Consider the following 16,831-nt stretch of genomic DNA (forward strand, 5'->3'; position numbering starts at 1 on the left):
AATTATTCGCTCAAAAAGATTTAGAGTAGTTAAGTACAGTGGTTTTGATTTGAAAAACAAATAAAGCTGCACACAATTTAACTATATACCAATTGAAGCCACTTTGGCAGGTAAGCTTACATTGGGGGGGAGTGCATTTAAAGTTGGTGCCACAGCGTTTGTCGAGGCTTCTTCATCTTAAATCAATCAACTGTGCCCAAAGCTATATTAGGTTAGGGGCTAGAATTCTGTACATTACAGGTTTGACCAATTCTGACTATCGTGGTGCACATTTACCACGCTAGTCAAACTGAGTTTGAGTTACGTGGTAGAAACCTACCACGCTAGTCAAGCATGCCTAGACTTACGTGGTGCCCACCTACCACGCTAGTCAAACGGATTTAGACTTACGTGGTAGCCTCTTACCACGCCAGTCAGTTTACGCTGAAGAGGCAAAAAGCCGTTTCCGCCACCAAATAGAGTCACAACTTACGACTTTTCAGCACCAACTCCGTACAAGTAAGCCTAAATTTCCATCGTTTGGCCCACAAACAAAGCCAATCATCCACCACCGGATCAGATAAAGGTTAAAGCCACGGCCCGCGCCGTGGCTTCCTCATCTTAAATCAATCAACTGTGCCCGAAGCTACATTGGTTTAGGGGCTAGAATTCTGTACATTACAGGGTTGACCAATTCTGACTATCGTGGTAGAAACTTACCACGATAGTTAAACAAGCCTAGACTTCCGTGGTGGACATCTACCACGCTAGTCAAACTGGGTTTGAGTTACATGGTAGACTCTTACCACGTAAGTCAATTTACGTCGAAGAGGCAAAAAGCCATTTCCGCCACCAAATAGAGTCACAACTTACGACTTTTTAGCACTAATTCCGGACAATTAAGCTTACATTTCCATCGTTTGGCCTGCAGACAAACCCAATCATCCACCACCGGATCAGATAAAGGTTGATGCCACGGCCCGCGCCGTGGCTTCCTCATCTTAAATCAATCAACTGTGCCCGAAGCTACATTGGTTTAGGGGCTAGAATTCTGTACATTACAGGGTTGACCAATTCTGACTATCGTGGTGCACGTTTACCACGCTAGTCAAACGGATTTTGACTTACGTGGTAGACTCTTACCACGTAAGTCAATTTACGGCGAAAAGGCAAAAAGCCATTTCCGCCACCAAATAGAGTCACAACTTACGACTTTTCAGCACCAACTCCGTACAAGTAAGCCTAAATTTCCAGTGTTCGGCCCACAAACAAAAGCCAATCATCCACCACCGAATCAGATAATGCATGAAAGAAGCCACGGCAATCGCCGTGGCTTTCATAGATTAAAGCTTATTTGCGTGTATGTTTTTTGACGGCTGGGACGATGGTCTCGCCGAGGATGTCTAGGGTGCGTTTGACGTCGTCAAAGGCAATGCCGCCGAAGTCTATTTGTGCTACGAAGCGTTGATTGTCAAATAATTCGTGCTGGTGCAGAATTTTGTCAATGATAAGTTGTGGCTCGCCAACGTTTAGGACGCTGTGGGGATCTTTCGCTTGTTGGAAATCCTGTTCAGGGAAGGCGTAATCATTGGCTAATTTCAGTCCATCACGTAAGTGCGGGTATGCTTCGCGCATGGCTTGGTTACCATCTTCTCGGGTATATAAGAAGCCGGAAGCGGTGACTGGAAGTTCAGCGGGGTTAAAGCCGGCGTTTTCGGCAGCTGTCCGGTAGGCTTGGATATTCTCCGCCCAAGAAGCAGCGTCTCCGGATACGTGGGCTTGGTAAATAGGTAGACCGATGGTACCTGCGGCGATGGCGGACTCTTTTGATCCACCGAAGGCGCGCCAAATCGGTAGGCCGCCTGATTCATTCTCTGGCCGAGGATAGATGGCTATATCATTTAGTGGCGCACGGAATTGGCCCTCCCAGGTCACGCGTTCGTTCTCGTTAATTTCTAATAATAGCGCCAACTTTTCATCGAAAAGTGCCTCATAATCATCCAAATCATAGCCGAATAATTCGAAAATACCGAAGCGTGAGGCGCGTCCGGCTAGTAACTCCATTCGACCGTTAGAAATTAAATCCAAGGTTGCAGCGTCTTCAAAGACACGAACTGGGTCAGCTGCGCCAATAATAGTTGCACCAGAGGCTAATTTAATGCGCTCAGTCATGGCAGCGATGGCGCTGAGAATTACCATATGTGATTGGGAAACGAAGTATTCTTGGTGGGACTCCCCAACGAGGAAGATGTCCATGCCGGCTTCTTCGGCAAGTTTGCCGAGTTCGATCATTTCTTGGATGCGTTGGCTAGCAGGAATGCGTTTGCCTGTATGAGGATTTGCAATCCATTCACCAAGGGTATATATGCCAAATTCGATGCCCTGACTGGTATCGATTTGGGGTAGAATATGTGGGTTTTGTCTATACATAGTGGACTCCCTTCAACTTGTCTTTCGTATCACTATACTATCACACACGCGCTTTAGAAACTAGGGCATTTTCTATCAAAAAAGTCTGAAACAAGCCTCTATTGCTTCAAGAATCCCTATCCAGACAGAGGGCAATATAAAAAACGTATTCTGCCATAATGACACTAAATAGAAGGTTCATTGAGAAAGGTAGGGGGTGCAAGAGAATCCAGATTTCTAGCACTGTTAGTGGTAAGGCTCAGACTTACTCGTCCTAGCAATATTCAGTATAGTCAAATAAGAACTGTCTCAAATTTAGCGCAGCGTTTTTTTACCAGCAATTAACAGGTCTGCTGCAGGGATGGGGGTCCTTGCCTTGGCTGACATTGTGGCGTTTATGGATCAAGACGTTATTCAAGCACTCAAGCAGTGGCGGAAATTGGGTGAAATGTTTGCTGAGTTTTCCCAGGAACGTAATTAAGGCTCGTTCTTTTGGCGGGCGTTTGTGGTGAGCTGACGGATAAATTTACGAGGAGCAGTGTTTAAGCGTTTTGATTGAAGGATGATTGATACTTTGTTACATTAAGGGAAAAGAGGAGGGCATGATAATGGGCCAAGAATTAGTTGAAATTTGCTTACGTGTTCGTGATATTGATGCGACGTTGGATTTCTATACGAATTTATTTGATTTTAAAGTGGATGAGGAACGTAAATACCCTGACGATGGCTTTGATTTGATTTACTTGGCGTCGCCGGGAGCATCGGTCCGCATTGAGTTGACTTATAATTATGACGCTGATCCATATGAAGTTGGGAATGGCTTCAGTCATCTCGGTGTGACGGTTGACGACTTGGAAGCGATGCACGACGTGTGTAAGGCTTCGCCTTATGAAACGGGTGACTTGCGCGGTTTATCAGGTGGGACACCTAGCTATTTCTTCGTGACCGATCCTGATGGTTATCGCATTGAAGTGAAGCGCCGGAAATAAGCAGAATAAAGATCTCCATGTAGTTGAGTAGTATAGTGACCCCAAAAAGTTAGACTAAATTTTTATGAAGAGTTACTCTTGTTGGGTAGCTCTTTTTCATTGTGCTTAATTTGTTGCTTCCGACCTTAAGCCACCATCCTCATCAGACATTGAAGCGTGTCAAGAGGAAGAGCGAAGCGGCTCTTGATTCGCTTCGATGGCTGTGAGACACTTAGGCGCTTAAGGAAGCATAATGCTTCTTATATTCCACAGGACTCAGGTACCCAAGCTTTTCCTTGATTCGATCTTCATTGTAGTATCTTATATAGTTGTGGATTGCTTGTTCTAACGCTTCATAACTATGATACACATTCCCGTAATACATTTCTTGCTTCATGATGCCAAAGAAGTTTTCTGCCGGTGCATTATCTAGGCAGTTCCCCTTGCGTGACATACTCTGAAAGATTTCATTATCTTTCAATAATTCCTGATATTCATTCATTTGATAGGCCCAACCTTGATCTGAGTGAAAAGTACGTCGATATTCACAGTCACTTGTTGCCTCGACTGCTTCTTTAAATGCTGCCATCATAGATGTTTTGTTTGGTTGAGCTGAAATTTTATAGCTCACAACTTCCATATTGAATAAATCAATAAATGGATCCAAATATAACTTTCTCAGTTGAAATTGTCCTGAATCATCCGCTTCATAATATCTAAATTTACTCGTATCGGTGACAATCTTCTGATGAGGAATTGTGCTGGTAAATCTGCGTTTTAAGCGATTAGGTGCGGTTTTTCCAATATCTCCTTTATAGGAGTTGTATTTGCGTGATTTACGAGTAAAGGATGTTACTTGTAACTTCAAGCTCTTCATCAGTCGCTGTACTTTATTTTTGCCGATTTGATGACCACGTCGCCGTAATTCAGCACAAACACGACGATAACCATAGTCTTTATGTATCTTGCGAATATCAAGTATTTCATTTTTAAAATCTTTATCTTTGTTCGGCTGATTCATTCGGTTGAGATGATAATGATAAGTAGCCTTAGGAAAATCAAGCACCTTTAAAATAATAGCCAATGTATACGTTGTTTGTTCATGGAGATTACGGATGGCAATCACTGTTTGTTGTCTGGTTGCCGCTTGTCTGCTTCCCGCAATCTCCTCAATTCTTTTAAAAATTTGTTCTCAATATCTAGCTGTGTAATGCGTGCCTCTTGTTCTTCAATGATTTTCTTTAAAGCGTCGTTTTCGTTCTCCAGAGATACTGAATTTTGTTTAGGTTGATCTTTCTTTTGTTTTGACATGGTTGGTGGCCTCCCTAGTGATTTAGATAAGCCATCGATACCCTCTCTCTTGAATGTCCGTAACCAATTGGCGATCAAACTTGGATTATTTATACCAAATTGTTTCCCGACTTCGCGATAGCTTAACGTTGTATTCACGTATAATTCTATCGCATTTAACTTCGTTTCGACAGTATAATGACGCTTAGTCGTTTTTATGTGAAGTCCTTCTATACCAAAATCCTGGTAGTTGTGGATCCATCGTTTAATATCAGATTTGCCTATTTGATATTTCTTTGCAAGTTGTTTGTAGCTTCCAGCTCCTGCTTCATAGTCTGCAACAACTTGAAGCTTAATCTCTAAATTATATTTGCTCATAAATTAACCCCCAAAAAGTTAGATTTTTGGTCTAACTTTTTGGAGGCAGCTCATAGCCACGGTAAATGCCGTGGTTTTTTATATTTACCTAGTAATGGCGGACTTGTTTATATTTTGAACCAAAGGCCAGTATATCACTTCCTTATCTTAATGGAATACTTTGTTAGCTGGCTTTCCATCGGTAACTTTCTAGTGTGAAGAGCTCTGCCTTTTGTAATTGTAGGAGGCGTGATACAATAGGAGCAAGGAATAAGTGACAGACTGAACGTGCATCGTAGTGCGTCTAGCTTTGTCACACAGGAGGTAAGATCATGACAGATTTTGAAGCAGTGAATTGGCTGGAAGAAGTAACCAAGCGTCAAGATGAATTATTGGCGGATTTGTTCCATCTTCTGCGTATTGATTCTGTGCGGAATGATGAGAAGGCAGATGCGGATAATCCGGTAGGTCCGGGACCGAGAAAGGCGATGGAGGAGTTTCTTAAGTTAGCTGAGCGAGATGGTTTTCAGACTGAGCAATTTGGTCCATGGGCTGGTCGCGTAGAAATTGGCGAGGGCGATGAACTCTTTGGTATTCTAGGTCACATGGATGTGGTGCCGGTTGGAACCGGTTGGGATACCGATCCATTTGAGCCAGAAATCATCGATGGTAAGATATTTGCCCGGGGTTCTAGCGATGATAAGGGACCGACGGTGGCAGCGTATTTCGCCTTGAAGCTTTTGCGTGATATGGGGGCGACTTTTAATAAGCGTATCCATCTAATTGTCGGCACCGATGAGGAGAGTGGTTGGCAGTGTATGGATTATTACTTCGACCATGCCGAGATGCCGGACTTTGGCTTTTCGCCAGATGCAACCTTCCCAATTATTAATGGGGAGAAGGGGAATGTGTCAGCTGAATTGACGGTACAGGCAGGTACCCAGCAAGAAGGGGATTTAGCTCTGGAACATTTCGCAGCTGGCTTGCGACCTAATATGGTTCCTCAAGATGCCCAAGCTGAATTGACGATTGAGGCTGCTGGTTTTGATGGGGGAGCTTTCTTGCGGGCTTACAACACCTATCTCGATAATCATGACTTGCAAGGGGAAGCCAGTATTCAAGATGGCACAATTAGCATGGATCTTGTCGGCAAATCTGCTCACGGTTCAACGCCCGAAAAAGGGGTCAACGCTGGAACACATCTGGCTAGATTCTTAGCTGGATTTACCTATACAGCGAATGGAGCAGACGAATTTCTGCGCTTCTTAGGTGAAATCGTTCATGGCAACTTTGACGGAGCGAGCCTGGGCGTTGATCACGAGGATGCTGTTATGGGTGAAGTGTCAATGAACGTTGGTATTATGGAGTTCGCCCCCGCTAAAGGTGGACATATTGATATTAACTTCCGCTATCCAAAAGGTACCAATCCTGACCAGATGTTGGAGCATATTCAAGACCGTTTATTGCAATTCTCCCAAATTGAAGTGACAATGGGCGAATTCAAAAAACCGCATTATGTTCCAGCAGATGATCCCCTGGTAGCCACTTTACTAGAGGTTTACCATAAGCAAACCGGGCTGGAACCGCATGAGCAGGTCATTGGGGGTGGCACCTATGCCCGCTTAATGCCACGTGGGGTAGCTTACGGTGCGCTCTTCCCAGATTCGACAGATACCATGCATCAAGCCAATGAATTCTTAGCCCTTGACGATTTACTAAGAGCTACCGCAATTTATGCTGAGGCTATTTATCGCTTAAGTCGGTGATTTCTATGCAAGAAGAATTCATCTCGTCTAAGCAGAATGCGAAAGTTAAGAACTGGCGTAAGCTAAAAACCGCTAAAGGCCGCAAACAACAGGGTTTGTATATGATCGAAGGTGAGCACCTGATTGAGGAAGCGGTCCGAAGTGGCGTATATCTGGAAGCGATTATCTTAAATGAAACTTATGAAGGAGCTTATCCGACAGGTTTCTCGACTTATCGGCTCGCGGCGCATGTGTTTGAAAGCCTGGCGGAGACTGATTCCCCCCAAGGTATTCTAGCTATTCTAGGGGCCCAATCACGTTTCAATGCTGCTGAAGACTTCCAACAGTTGTTGGCCAAGCCTGGTGACGCCATTAATCGCTGGTTGCTCGTTGATGGCGTTCAAGACCCGGGGAATCTTGGCACCATCATTCGAACAGCCGATGCTGCTGGTTATCGGGGCGTCGTCTTAGGGACAGGTACGGTTGATTTGTATAATGATAAAGTTCTGCGCTCTACCCAAGGCTCGCATTGGCATATCGAAGTGGTAGAACTTCCAATAGAGACGGCCATGCAGACTTTGCAAGGAGCGGGTATTCCAGTCCTTGCTACGGCGCTTCACCGGGAAGCGCGTGACTACCGCACCTTGGATTATGCTGCCGGTGCGCCCTTAGCTCTTGTTGTTGGTAATGAAGGCCAGGGCGTGCAGGCGAAACTTATTGAGCAGGCGAATCTATCCGTCTTCATTCCCATGCCCGGCCAGGCCGAGTCTTTAAATGTAGCCGTTGCAACCGGTATTCTGCTTTTTGCCTTGTAGATTATGCCGATGCTTTAGCAATCTTTGATGAATTAGTGAAGGTAGTGTTTGAACTGAGCGTTCGGGCACTGCCTTTTATATTTGAACCAAAAGTGTTCGATTACTATCTACACGTGGACGAATATGTTCGGGGTAAGGGCTGGCTTGAGCAAGTAGCTTATTTTGCGCATCAGCACTTCGCTATAGGAAATCAGTATTATGTAAACTTTGTTGTACGGTCAAACATCGCAACTATACTTTGCGTTGAACCAATTTTTTTACACAAAATGCATGCATTTTTCATATACTTGCAATGAAACTTGTGTATAATATAGGAGAATTAATTATAGGGGGAATGCATGGATGGCATTGAATTGGCGTGAAGACCGTGAGTATCTAGCTTTGGTAGAAGATTTGCTCGCAACTGAAGAAGTTCAAAGACTCGAATCCTATGTGCATCATAAAGTAACGAATCGATTGGCTCACTCCATTTCCGTATCTTATCGGAGCTATCGGTGGGCTAAGAAATTAGGCCTGGATACTCGGGCCATCGCTCGGGCGGGCTTATTGCATGACTTGTTCTTCTATGAAAGTGCCGACAAAGGGAAAGTCGGTGGTAAAGGGCATAATTTCGAGCATCCGCGTATTGCTTTGGAGAATGCACGCAAGTTGACGGAAATTTCTGATTTGGAAGCGGATATTATTCTCAAGCATATGTGCGGGGCAACCTTTGATATACCTAAATATAAAGAGAGCTGGATTGTGACGTTAATGGATAAAGAAAGCGCAATTTGTGAATTCTTTACTGGCGTCAAAGAGCGTGCCCAAGCTGAACGGAACGTTACAGTAGAAGCGTTGTCTTACTTTTTCGCTCCACTTCGTGTATCAACAGTGGTTGACGAAGCAACGTTAAATTATTATACTAAGTACTAAAGACATTGCGTAGATGAAATCCACCCACGTCGCAAAAGACAGGAACACTTAGCATGACTGAGACTAAGTGCGTAAGTCGACGAGAGGTCTTCAATTTCGGAGCAGATCTGTTAAGGCGCGTATGGCTGAAAAGGATCCCGTTTGCCGCGGTTAATGGCCTCAAGTGCACTGGGCTTGCCCGGTGAATGAGGGTGGTACCACGTGTTTAGTTCGTCCCTTACGGGGGGCGGGCTTTTTTATGCATTGCGTTAGTAAGTAAGGTTTGTGGGAGAGGCTGGAAGGCATTCATAATCCCTGTGGTTGTAGACCCCCACTAAGGCTCGCTTCGCAGATGGGCTGTAAATAAAGGAACTATGGACACTCTTATCAGTTTAACCAGGAGTTTTCATACTCTATTGGCTGTGCTATTTGTTATAACCCTTTCTAGCATAAGCGCTTAGCAATTTAGTAGCGAAGTCGTTGTTGCATCCTGTAAATTCTATAGCACTCTTATGACTCCAATGCATTCGACAGTTCGCTTTGACATAAATTAATGATTGGATATATTCTTAATCTTTGCCTTAGCTGGCCCAGTGAAGCAGATCGTTCAATGCTTTTCATCATTCTTCGCAGGGCAAGCCAAGCCAAGGATTATCGGCTGAAACCTAGTACAAGCTGGAGTACTGTACTAATTTGTGCAATACTTCGGTGAGTAGGCAACTTAGTTAACCCTTACGTGGTTAGAGGGATGGGTGATAGGGTTTTAGTTTGTAATGTACGAATTTATAGCGAGTATTGGCTGATAATGATTAATTTCAGTAACCAAAACTTGCTTAGCCACTTATGTAGCTATTCGGCTTGATTCATCATAATGCAATAATGGAAGGAGATCCCATGACTATTAATATCGAGGAACTTAAAGTGCAGATTCAAAGCCTTGCCGATGATGCGGTCGCTGCCATTCAAGCAGCCGACTCCAGTAAGGCTCTTCAAGATGTTCGTGTTCAGTTTACGGGCAAGAAAGGTCTACTTAATCAATATTCGAAAGCTATGAAAGATTTAGCCAATGAGGAGAAACCGCAACTTGGCCAAGCTATTTCCAGCTTTCATGCCGCATTCAACGAGGCTTTTGAGGCACGCCAAGGTGAGATTGCCCAAGCGGAGTTAGAAGCGCAATTGGCTAGCGAGGTGATTGATGTGACCCGTCCCGGCCGTCAAGCTGCTTCCGGCTCGCGTCATCTACTTACGCAAACTCGGGAAGCTTTGGAGGACCTTTTCCTGAAGATGGGCTATCAAGTAATTGATGGACCTGAGGTGGAGTTGGATCATTATAACTTTGAGATGATGAACTTGCCGAAGAATCACCCGGCTCGGGATATGCAGGATACGTTCTATATTGATGAAGAAGTGCTTTTGAGAACCCATACGTCACCGGTACAAGCTCGGACAATGGAACAACATGATTTTACTAAAGGGCCGTTGAAGATGATTAGTCCGGGCAAAGTGTTCCGCCGAGATAGTGATGATGCGACGCATTCACACCAATTCCAACAAATCGAGGGCTTAGTTGTGGCTGAGAATATTTCCCTGGCTGATTTAAAGGGGACACTCTTACTCTTTGCCCAAGCAACCTTCGGTCAAGAGCGTCAGATTCGTCTGCGCCCGAGTTATTTCCCGTTTACGGAGCCATCGGTAGAGATTGATATTAGCTGCTTTAAGTGTGGTGGTGATGGCTGTAATATTTGTAAGCAAACCGGCTGGATTGAAATTCTGGGTGGGGGCATGGTGCACCCACGGGTATTAGAGATGGCCGATGTGGATAGTGAAAAGTATAGTGGTTTCGCTTTTGGATTAGGGATTGAACGGATTGCGATGCTGAAACATAATGTGGATGATATTCGTCATTTCTACCAGAATGATTTACGTTTCTTAGAGCAATTTAAAGGAGGACATGTGTAATGCAAGTATCATTAGAGTGGTTGGGGAGCTATTTAGACCTCTCAGAATGGACCGGCGAAGCGCTAGCAGAGCGGATGTCCCGTACTGGAATTGAAATTGAAAATGTTATCAACTACGGTGCTGAATTATCTAATCTGGTCGTTGCTGAGGTGAAGACGTGTGAGCCGATGGAAGATAGCGATCACTTGAATATTACACAAGTGGATGCCGGTGAAGGTAGCTTGCGTCAGATTGTCTGCGGTGCACCGAATGTTGCTGCTGGGCAGAAAGTAATTGTGGCTTTGCCTGGAGCGGTCTTGCCGGGTGGCTTTGAAATTAAGGAAAGTAAGCTCCGTGGGGTGGACTCCAATGGGATGATTTGCTCCTTAGATGAACTGGGCTTGCCAGATAATGTCGTACCGAAAGCATATGCCGACGGTATTTATGTCCTAGATGCTGATGCGCCTATTGGAGCCGATGCTATCGACTACTTAAAGTTGGACGATCCCATTCTGGAATTGGACTTAACTCCAAACCGAGCGGACGCTTTAAGTGTTCGGGGTGTTGCCCATGAAGTAGGAGCCATCACCGGGCAACAGCCGCATTTCGAAACAGATTTCCCTATGCCTATGACCGAAACATCAGATTTACTGGACGCTGTAGAATTAGCGATTGAGAGTGAGGAAATTGCCCCGCGCTTTCAAATGCGGGTTATTCGAGATATTACAGTGAAAGAAAGTCCCGATTGGTTACAATTTCGCCTGATGAAGTCGGGGATGCGACCTTTGAATAATGTGGTCGATTTGACCAACTATTTCCTCCTGTTATACGGACAGCCAATGCATGCCTATGATTACGATACCCTCGATAGCAAAATAATTGGCGTCGCTCCAGCCGCCGAAGGCCAAGTTTTTACTACCTTAGACGGGGTGGATCGTACGTTAAGCGCAGAAGATATTCTTATCCTCTCAGGGGATGAAGCGATTGGTTTAGCTGGTGTCATGGGTGGTTTGGATTCTGAAGTAACAGACCAAACACGTAACGTTCTCTTGGAGACAGCGGTCTTTAACCCGCAAAATGTTCGGGGTACGTCGAAGAAATTTGCCTTACGTTCAGAGTCAAGCATTCGCTACGAGAAGGGGATTAACCTAGCGACGGTTGCTGAGTCTGGACAAGCCGCAGCTGGTTTGATTGCTGCTTTAGGAGAGGGCCAAGTTGAAGCGGGCGTCGTGGAAGTTGACGCCACAGAAGTTGAAGACGTAAGTGTCACAGTACAAGCAGGACACATTGAAGAACGTCTCGGTTTCACTTTAAGCCAAGCTGAATTGCAGGAGATTTTCGACCGTCTTGGTTTTGCTGTGAGCTTTGCTGATGAAGCTCTGACTGTATATATACCACCTCGTCGCTGGGATATTTCCATCGAAGCGGATGTACTTGAAGAAATTGCGCGAATTTATGGTTATGATGAAGTGCCAACATCTATTCCTGCTTTAGCTGGGGAGCCGGCTCAATTAACTGACCAACAAGCCTTAGGGCGTACTACGCGCAATCTTAGCGAAAGTATGGGCTTAAATGAAGTGATTACTTATGTCTTAACATCCCAGGAGCACGCTCAATACATTGCAACCGATGTGACTAAATTTGTCAACCTAGCCATGCCGATGAGTGAGGAGCGCACTGTCTTACGCCAAAGCATGTTCCCTGCCTTGATGGAGGTTGCCCAATACAATAAAGCTCGTCAGAATAAAGGCTTAGCTTTCTACGAACTTGGTCGCGTCTTTATTGGACAAGGTGCTAAAAATCAACCTTTAGAATTAGAACGATACGGCATTCTCTTATCCGGAGAGAAACAAGCCAAGACCTGGCTTGAGCCGGCAAGTACTTATGACTTCTTCGACTTGAAAGGAATGATTGAAACATATTTGAAAGCCCTTCGTTTACAAGCTGAAATTACTTTCAAGCAAACAAATCGTATAGATGCGATGCATCCGGGCCGAACAGCAGATATTTACGCAGATAATGAGCGGCTTGGTTTCTTAGGTCAAGTTCATCCGACCGTCTGCCGAGATTTTGACTTAGATGATGCGACTTTCTTTGCTGAACTGGATATGGATCTCCTGATTAACTTGCCGCGTAAAGAGAAAATTCAACGGGCGATTCCAAAATTCCCATCGACTTCTCGTGATTTAGCTTTATTAGTAGATGCAGAACAAAGCCATGGAAGTCTTGTAGAGATCATCGAGCAGAATGGAGGAGAATACTTGCGTAATGTACGTCTATTTGACCATTACGCCGGAGAGAATATTGAAGTAGGTAAGCAGTCATTAGCCTATCATTTAACGTTCTTGAATCCTGAAGAAACGTTAACTGATAAAGCGGTTGATGCAATAATGGTACAAATAACAGAAGCTTTGAAGAATGTGCCTGGGTTAGAAATTCGTTAAGGTTGATTTGTGTTCAATAATAAATCCTGAAAACCAATAAAGGAACAGTTGTAAAATATGTTCTGAAATGTATATATCTAATCGAAACTTTTCATTCAGGGAATAAGCAAGCATGAGTCACTGCTTAAATAATTTATTGTAGGAAATATAAGCTTGTTATCAGAAGATATAAGTTACTAATCATGCTAGTTTTAAAGTTTATGATTGGTATTTGATAAGAATGACAGGTGTGACCTCTCAAGTTGCCGCCAGGTAATTTGAGAGGTTATTTCTGCGCAATGTTTATGTGTCAAGTGAGATGATAAGGGATTGAAATCCGTAATGCTTAATCTGTTAAAAAAGCAAAAAAAATGCAAGAATAATTGTGTTGGAGTATAATTGTAGTATATTGTATAAATAAAGCTTGCTATTTAACGTGTTTTTTATTACGATGTATGAAGAATTAAATAATGAACACTTATGGAAATTACGTTAAAAGATAAGCTTGTATACAGGAGGTTTATCATATGACTCTAACAAATATTATATATAATCAGTTGCGCGAGAAGATTCATGAAGGAGAGCTTACGGCGAATGAACAGATAAACGTAAGCAAAATCTCATCACAACTCAATGTAAGTCGCACACCAGTCAGCCATGCTACTCAGAAATTATTGGAAGAGGGATATTTATATAAAGATAGAAGCCGTGTTCTTGTTCAGGACTTGAGTTTAATAGATAGTGCCAATATCACCTCGGTAGATCATTTGAAGTTATTACTTGATTTCGTTGTCAACGTATTACATTACATCGATACGTATAAGATTGAAGTGAATATTTCACAATTGGAGGTCTTAACCGATCATTTGGATCGTACCTTGGGGCAAGGGGACTTAGATGAATACTTCGATTCACAGATGGATCTTTTCAAGTATGTATTTGAGTTGCATGAAAACCCCTTATATGTGAAGTATGGGCGCATTGCCGTGAAAGAATTGTATCGTCATGCTAAAGAACATGAAGATCAATTTAACTACGTTCATCTAGGGGAAGTTATAGTAGAGCTATTGAATGATATTATCGACGCGCTGAAACAGTCTGATATTAACCTTGCAATTGAGCTTATCATCGAGAGTAAAGATGTCTTCTTGAAGAATAAACCTTACAGCTCTGTGTAGTAGTTTAGACAGCGATATATTATCAGTATAATTTAGCTTTTCGATAGGTATCACTTATCTACTGGTAAGTTACCACGATTGGTAAATGAAGATAAAGCTTATGCGTATGTTTTACACCGAGTGGAATAATATTAAGGGGAATTGTTGGTGTTAATCGCCGAAACTAGAAATAAAGATTTACCTAATAAATCATGTTTCTTGTAGTCTGTATCTTTTCAAATACTGAAGTGATTAAGAAGGAATATGATTGAATTTAACGGATATGGCCTACCAAAGTATATTGCAGATAAGGAATTTATTATCGGAGTGGCGCTCAATGTAAATAAACTTTCGGGTGATTTAAACGTTAGTCGTATGCCAGTTAAACAAGCTATAGAGCAGCTTGAAGAAGAAGGATACGGCAAGTGGGTGGGTAGAGAATATTATGTGAGCGATTTGAGCATATAGAATTTCTCCTAGCGATCAGACTTGAAGTGATCTCGATAAAAAATTGAATTTGATTCAAAGCACTTCTTAAGTATGCTCGATGAAATGACTGAGAAAATGCAAGAAGATGATTTCCAGGCGACTACAAAATGAGCGTGAATTATTGTTGTATTAAATAAACTTACATACCAATTCATTATTTCAGAAATATGGTCTGCTGAGCATAAATGCAATTGCCGAATAAAAAGAGAAATAAGACGTTATGGAAAGGAAGCATATTAAAACCATTAGTTTAGTATTTTACTATAAAATTATTGAGTTAATTAAGCAGAACGATATTGAATCACTCCTGGAACTACTTCATTATCAACAACAGGTTTTATGCATAATTTTCTGGGTTAGAGATCAAACAGTGTAATGGCTCGATAACTGAATACTATATAATTATCCAAGAGGAAGCAAATATGTTTCCTATTTTTTGTGCAGTAAATTGATCTATATTCAATAGTTCCAATTAATAAATAAGTAAATATAGCCAAAGAGATAAATTAATGCTTGTGTGTCGATTTTATTATTACTTATATTATTTTTAAGTAAAATAAAAATGTCTATACTAAAATGAGAAGATGTATTATTTCTGAATCTCGATTGTCAATTTAAGTTAGAAATTTCTACACTATATGATGAGTGATTGAACTTGGTGACACACTTGTGCTAACCACCTTAAACAGCCCCCCTTCATCAAACTCCTGACTGGTCAAGAGGAAAAGCGCTAGCGACACTGGAGGAGTCAGGTGCTTAATGAAACCCTAGTTCTTAAGTGGTTGGCATAATATACAGGTGTTTGATCCAAAAGATGGGTCAAGAAAACCTCCAGGGGAGTGTAGTAGTTAAGAGATTTACGTGGAATGATATGTCGCTTGAAGGTTACTTACTTAAGAAAGTCTTCATCCACTTCATTAAAATCAGTACCTTTAGGCAGACCATCTTTTCTTAACTTTTTAGCGACTATGCAAGCTTTTTCGCCAATTTCGTAATAGTTTTCTATCCAAGTCAGTTCTTTCGTGTCAAGATGTGTGCAGGCCATTTTGTGTCTACTCCTTTATTTGTGAATGCTCTCATAAATAGTGTAGCACAAAGGGTCTTATTTGTTTTTCTAGCTTAATTTAACAATTCAGGTTATCTAAAGGACGCTATGAGGCGATATCACAAATACCAATCATGCCCCTAGCAATTCAGAGCTAAATAACGTGAATTGTGTATCGAACGGCTTTGACCATTGTTGACTATCGTGGTGGAGCTCTACCACGTAACTGAAGAGCACGCAGACTATCGTGGTAGGAGTCTACCACGTAACTGAAGAGTCTGCAGACTATCGTGGTAGGGTTCCACCACGTAATTGAAGAGTCCGCAGACTATCGTGGTAAGAGTCCACCACGCAAGTGAAACGCCTGTATACTACCGTGGTAGATTCTACCACGTAAGTCTGAAACGCATATTACAAAATACAACTCATACCTCCACAAATTTGTGCCAATTCCACCAGACCAAACACAAATCTCATCATTTAGGTGCCATGCCATTGGCTTCGTCTCCTGCACCGAGCCGAGCGCTCTCTCCGGATCTAATCCAGGTTGATGTCACGGCGTTTTGCCGTGGCTTCCTTATCAATACCATCAACCATGCCCTTAGCAATTCAGAGTCAAATAACGCAAATCCTGCCTCAAACCGCTTTGATCATTGTTGACTATCGTGGTAGAGTTTCACCACGTAATTGAAGAGTCCGCAGACTATCGTGGTAGGGTTCCACCACGTAATTGAGATGCCCGCAGACTATCGTGGTAAGAGTCCACCACGCAAGTGAAACGCCTGTAGACTACCGTGGTAGATTCTACCACGGTAGTCTGCAACGCATATTGCAAAATACAACTCAGAACTTCCCGAATTTGTGCCACTTTCGCCAGACCAAACACAAATCTCATCATTTAGGCGCCATGCCATTGGCTTCGTCTCCTGCACCGAGCCGAGCGCTCTCTCCGGATCTAATCCAGGTTGATGTCACGGTGTTTTGCCGTGGCTTCCTTATCACAAATACCAATCATGCCCCTAGCAATTCAGGGTCAAATAACGCAAATCCTGCCTCAAACCACTTTGACCATTATTGACTATCGTGGTAGCATCCCACCACGCAAGTGAAGCGCCCGCAGACTATCGTGGTAGGGTTCCACCACGTAATTGAAGAGTCCGCAGACTATCCTGGTAAGAGTCTACCACGCAAGTGAAGAGTCCGCAGACTATCCTGGTAAGAGTCTACCACGCAAGTGAAGCGTCCCTAGACTATCGTGGTAGCATCCCACCACGTAACTGAAGCGCCCGTAGACTCTCGTGGTAGAACCCCATCACGCCAGCGAG

11 protein-coding genes and 1 pseudogene are annotated in these 16,831 nt (G+C 43.1%); 8 read left to right on the plus strand and 4 right to left on the minus strand.

From position 1 onward, the window contains the following. Window positions 1-1,329: 1,329 nt before the first annotated feature. Window positions 1,330-2,409, minus strand: coding sequence for an LLM class flavin-dependent oxidoreductase (locus tag CL176_RS04580; protein ID WP_118990242.1), 1,080 nt, complete (start codon window positions 2,407-2,409; stop codon window positions 1,330-1,332). 587 nt (window positions 2,410-2,996) lie between these two features. On the opposite strand from CL176_RS04580, the gene CL176_RS04585 reads away from it, so the two are divergent. Beyond that, the gene (locus CL176_RS04585) at window positions 2,997-3,377 is read left to right on the plus strand and encodes a VOC family protein (protein ID WP_118990243.1); all 381 of its coding nucleotides are present in this window, start codon (window positions 2,997-2,999) and stop codon (window positions 3,375-3,377) included. A 211-nt stretch (window positions 3,378-3,588) separates the two neighbouring features. On the opposite strand, the gene CL176_RS12600 is transcribed toward CL176_RS04585, so the two are convergent. Both CL176_RS12600 and CL176_RS12605 read right to left on the minus strand, forming a co-directional pair. Next, the gene (locus CL176_RS12600; RefSeq protein ID WP_240430586.1) at window positions 3,589-4,482 is read right to left on the minus strand and encodes an IS3 family transposase; all 894 of its coding nucleotides are present in this window, start codon (window positions 4,480-4,482) and stop codon (window positions 3,589-3,591) included. Beyond that, on the minus strand, window positions 4,479-5,024 hold the full coding sequence (locus CL176_RS12605) for a helix-turn-helix domain-containing protein (protein WP_240430587.1): 546 nt from the start codon (window positions 5,022-5,024) through the stop codon (window positions 4,479-4,481). Before CL176_RS12605 ends, CL176_RS12600 begins: the two co-directional genes overlap by 4 nt. Before the next feature lie 311 nt (window positions 5,025-5,335). Here CL176_RS12605 and pepV point away from each other — a divergent pair, with 311 nt between their 5' ends. From pepV to CL176_RS04625, 7 genes are all read left to right on the plus strand, one after another. Beyond that, window positions 5,336-6,769, plus strand: coding sequence for a dipeptidase PepV (gene pepV / locus CL176_RS04595; RefSeq protein ID WP_118990244.1), 1,434 nt, complete (start codon window positions 5,336-5,338; stop codon window positions 6,767-6,769). Window positions 6,770-6,774: 5 nt separating this feature from the next. After that, window positions 6,775-7,563, plus strand: coding sequence for a TrmH family RNA methyltransferase (locus CL176_RS04600; protein WP_118990245.1), 789 nt, complete (start codon window positions 6,775-6,777; stop codon window positions 7,561-7,563). 342 nt (window positions 7,564-7,905) lie between these two features. Beyond that, complete coding sequence (locus tag CL176_RS04605) at window positions 7,906-8,475, plus strand: HD domain-containing protein (RefSeq protein WP_118990246.1); 570 nt, start codon at window positions 7,906-7,908, stop codon at window positions 8,473-8,475. A gap of 873 nt (window positions 8,476-9,348) precedes the next feature. Continuing rightward, entirely contained in the window at window positions 9,349-10,413 is a 1,065-nt protein-coding gene (gene pheS, locus CL176_RS04610; protein ID WP_118990247.1) for a phenylalanine--tRNA ligase subunit alpha, read from the plus strand. Further along, entirely contained in the window at window positions 10,413-12,836 is a 2,424-nt protein-coding gene (gene pheT / locus CL176_RS04615) for a phenylalanine--tRNA ligase subunit beta (RefSeq protein WP_118990248.1), read from the plus strand. The genes pheS and pheT overlap by 1 nt, the downstream gene beginning before the upstream one ends. Window positions 12,837-13,342: 506 nt before the next feature. Then, window positions 13,343-13,993, plus strand: coding sequence for a GntR family transcriptional regulator (locus CL176_RS04620; RefSeq protein WP_118990249.1), 651 nt, complete (start codon window positions 13,343-13,345; stop codon window positions 13,991-13,993). Window positions 13,994-14,236: 243 nt separating this feature from the next. Next, window positions 14,237-14,440 (plus strand): GntR family transcriptional regulator, encoded by a 204-nt coding sequence (locus CL176_RS04625; protein WP_118990250.1) that lies wholly within the window; start codon window positions 14,237-14,239, stop codon window positions 14,438-14,440. A gap of 769 nt (window positions 14,441-15,209) precedes the next feature. Here the strand turns inward: CL176_RS04625 and CL176_RS12610 are convergent. Then, window positions 15,210-15,416: pseudogene (locus CL176_RS12610) on the minus strand (hypothetical protein); the annotation flags it as partial. Window positions 15,417-16,831 lie beyond the last annotated feature (1,415 nt).

It is taken from the genome of Suicoccus acidiformans, from assembly GCF_003546865.1.
Lineage (GTDB): Bacteria > Bacillota > Bacilli > Lactobacillales > Aerococcaceae > Suicoccus > Suicoccus acidiformans.

Coding starts and splice junctions, on each gene's coding strand:
- CL176_RS04580 (WP_118990242.1), bottom strand. CDS start 2,409: ATGTATAGACAAAACCCACATATTCTACCCCAAATCGATACCAGTCAG.
- CL176_RS04585 (WP_118990243.1), top strand. CDS start 2,997: ATGGGCCAAGAATTAGTTGAAATTTGCTTACGTGTTCGTGATATTGAT.
- CL176_RS12605 (WP_240430587.1), bottom strand. CDS start 5,024: ATGAGCAAATATAATTTAGAGATTAAGCTTCAAGTTGTTGCAGACTAT.
- pepV (WP_118990244.1), top strand. CDS start 5,336: ATGACAGATTTTGAAGCAGTGAATTGGCTGGAAGAAGTAACCAAGCGT.
- CL176_RS04600 (WP_118990245.1), top strand. CDS start 6,775: ATGCAAGAAGAATTCATCTCGTCTAAGCAGAATGCGAAAGTTAAGAAC.
- CL176_RS04605 (WP_118990246.1), top strand. CDS start 7,906: ATGGCATTGAATTGGCGTGAAGACCGTGAGTATCTAGCTTTGGTAGAA.
- pheS (WP_118990247.1), top strand. CDS start 9,349: ATGACTATTAATATCGAGGAACTTAAAGTGCAGATTCAAAGCCTTGCC.
- pheT (WP_118990248.1), top strand. CDS start 10,413: ATGCAAGTATCATTAGAGTGGTTGGGGAGCTATTTAGACCTCTCAGAA.
- CL176_RS04620 (WP_118990249.1), top strand. CDS start 13,343: ATGACTCTAACAAATATTATATATAATCAGTTGCGCGAGAAGATTCAT.
- CL176_RS04625 (WP_118990250.1), top strand. CDS start 14,237: ATGATTGAATTTAACGGATATGGCCTACCAAAGTATATTGCAGATAAG.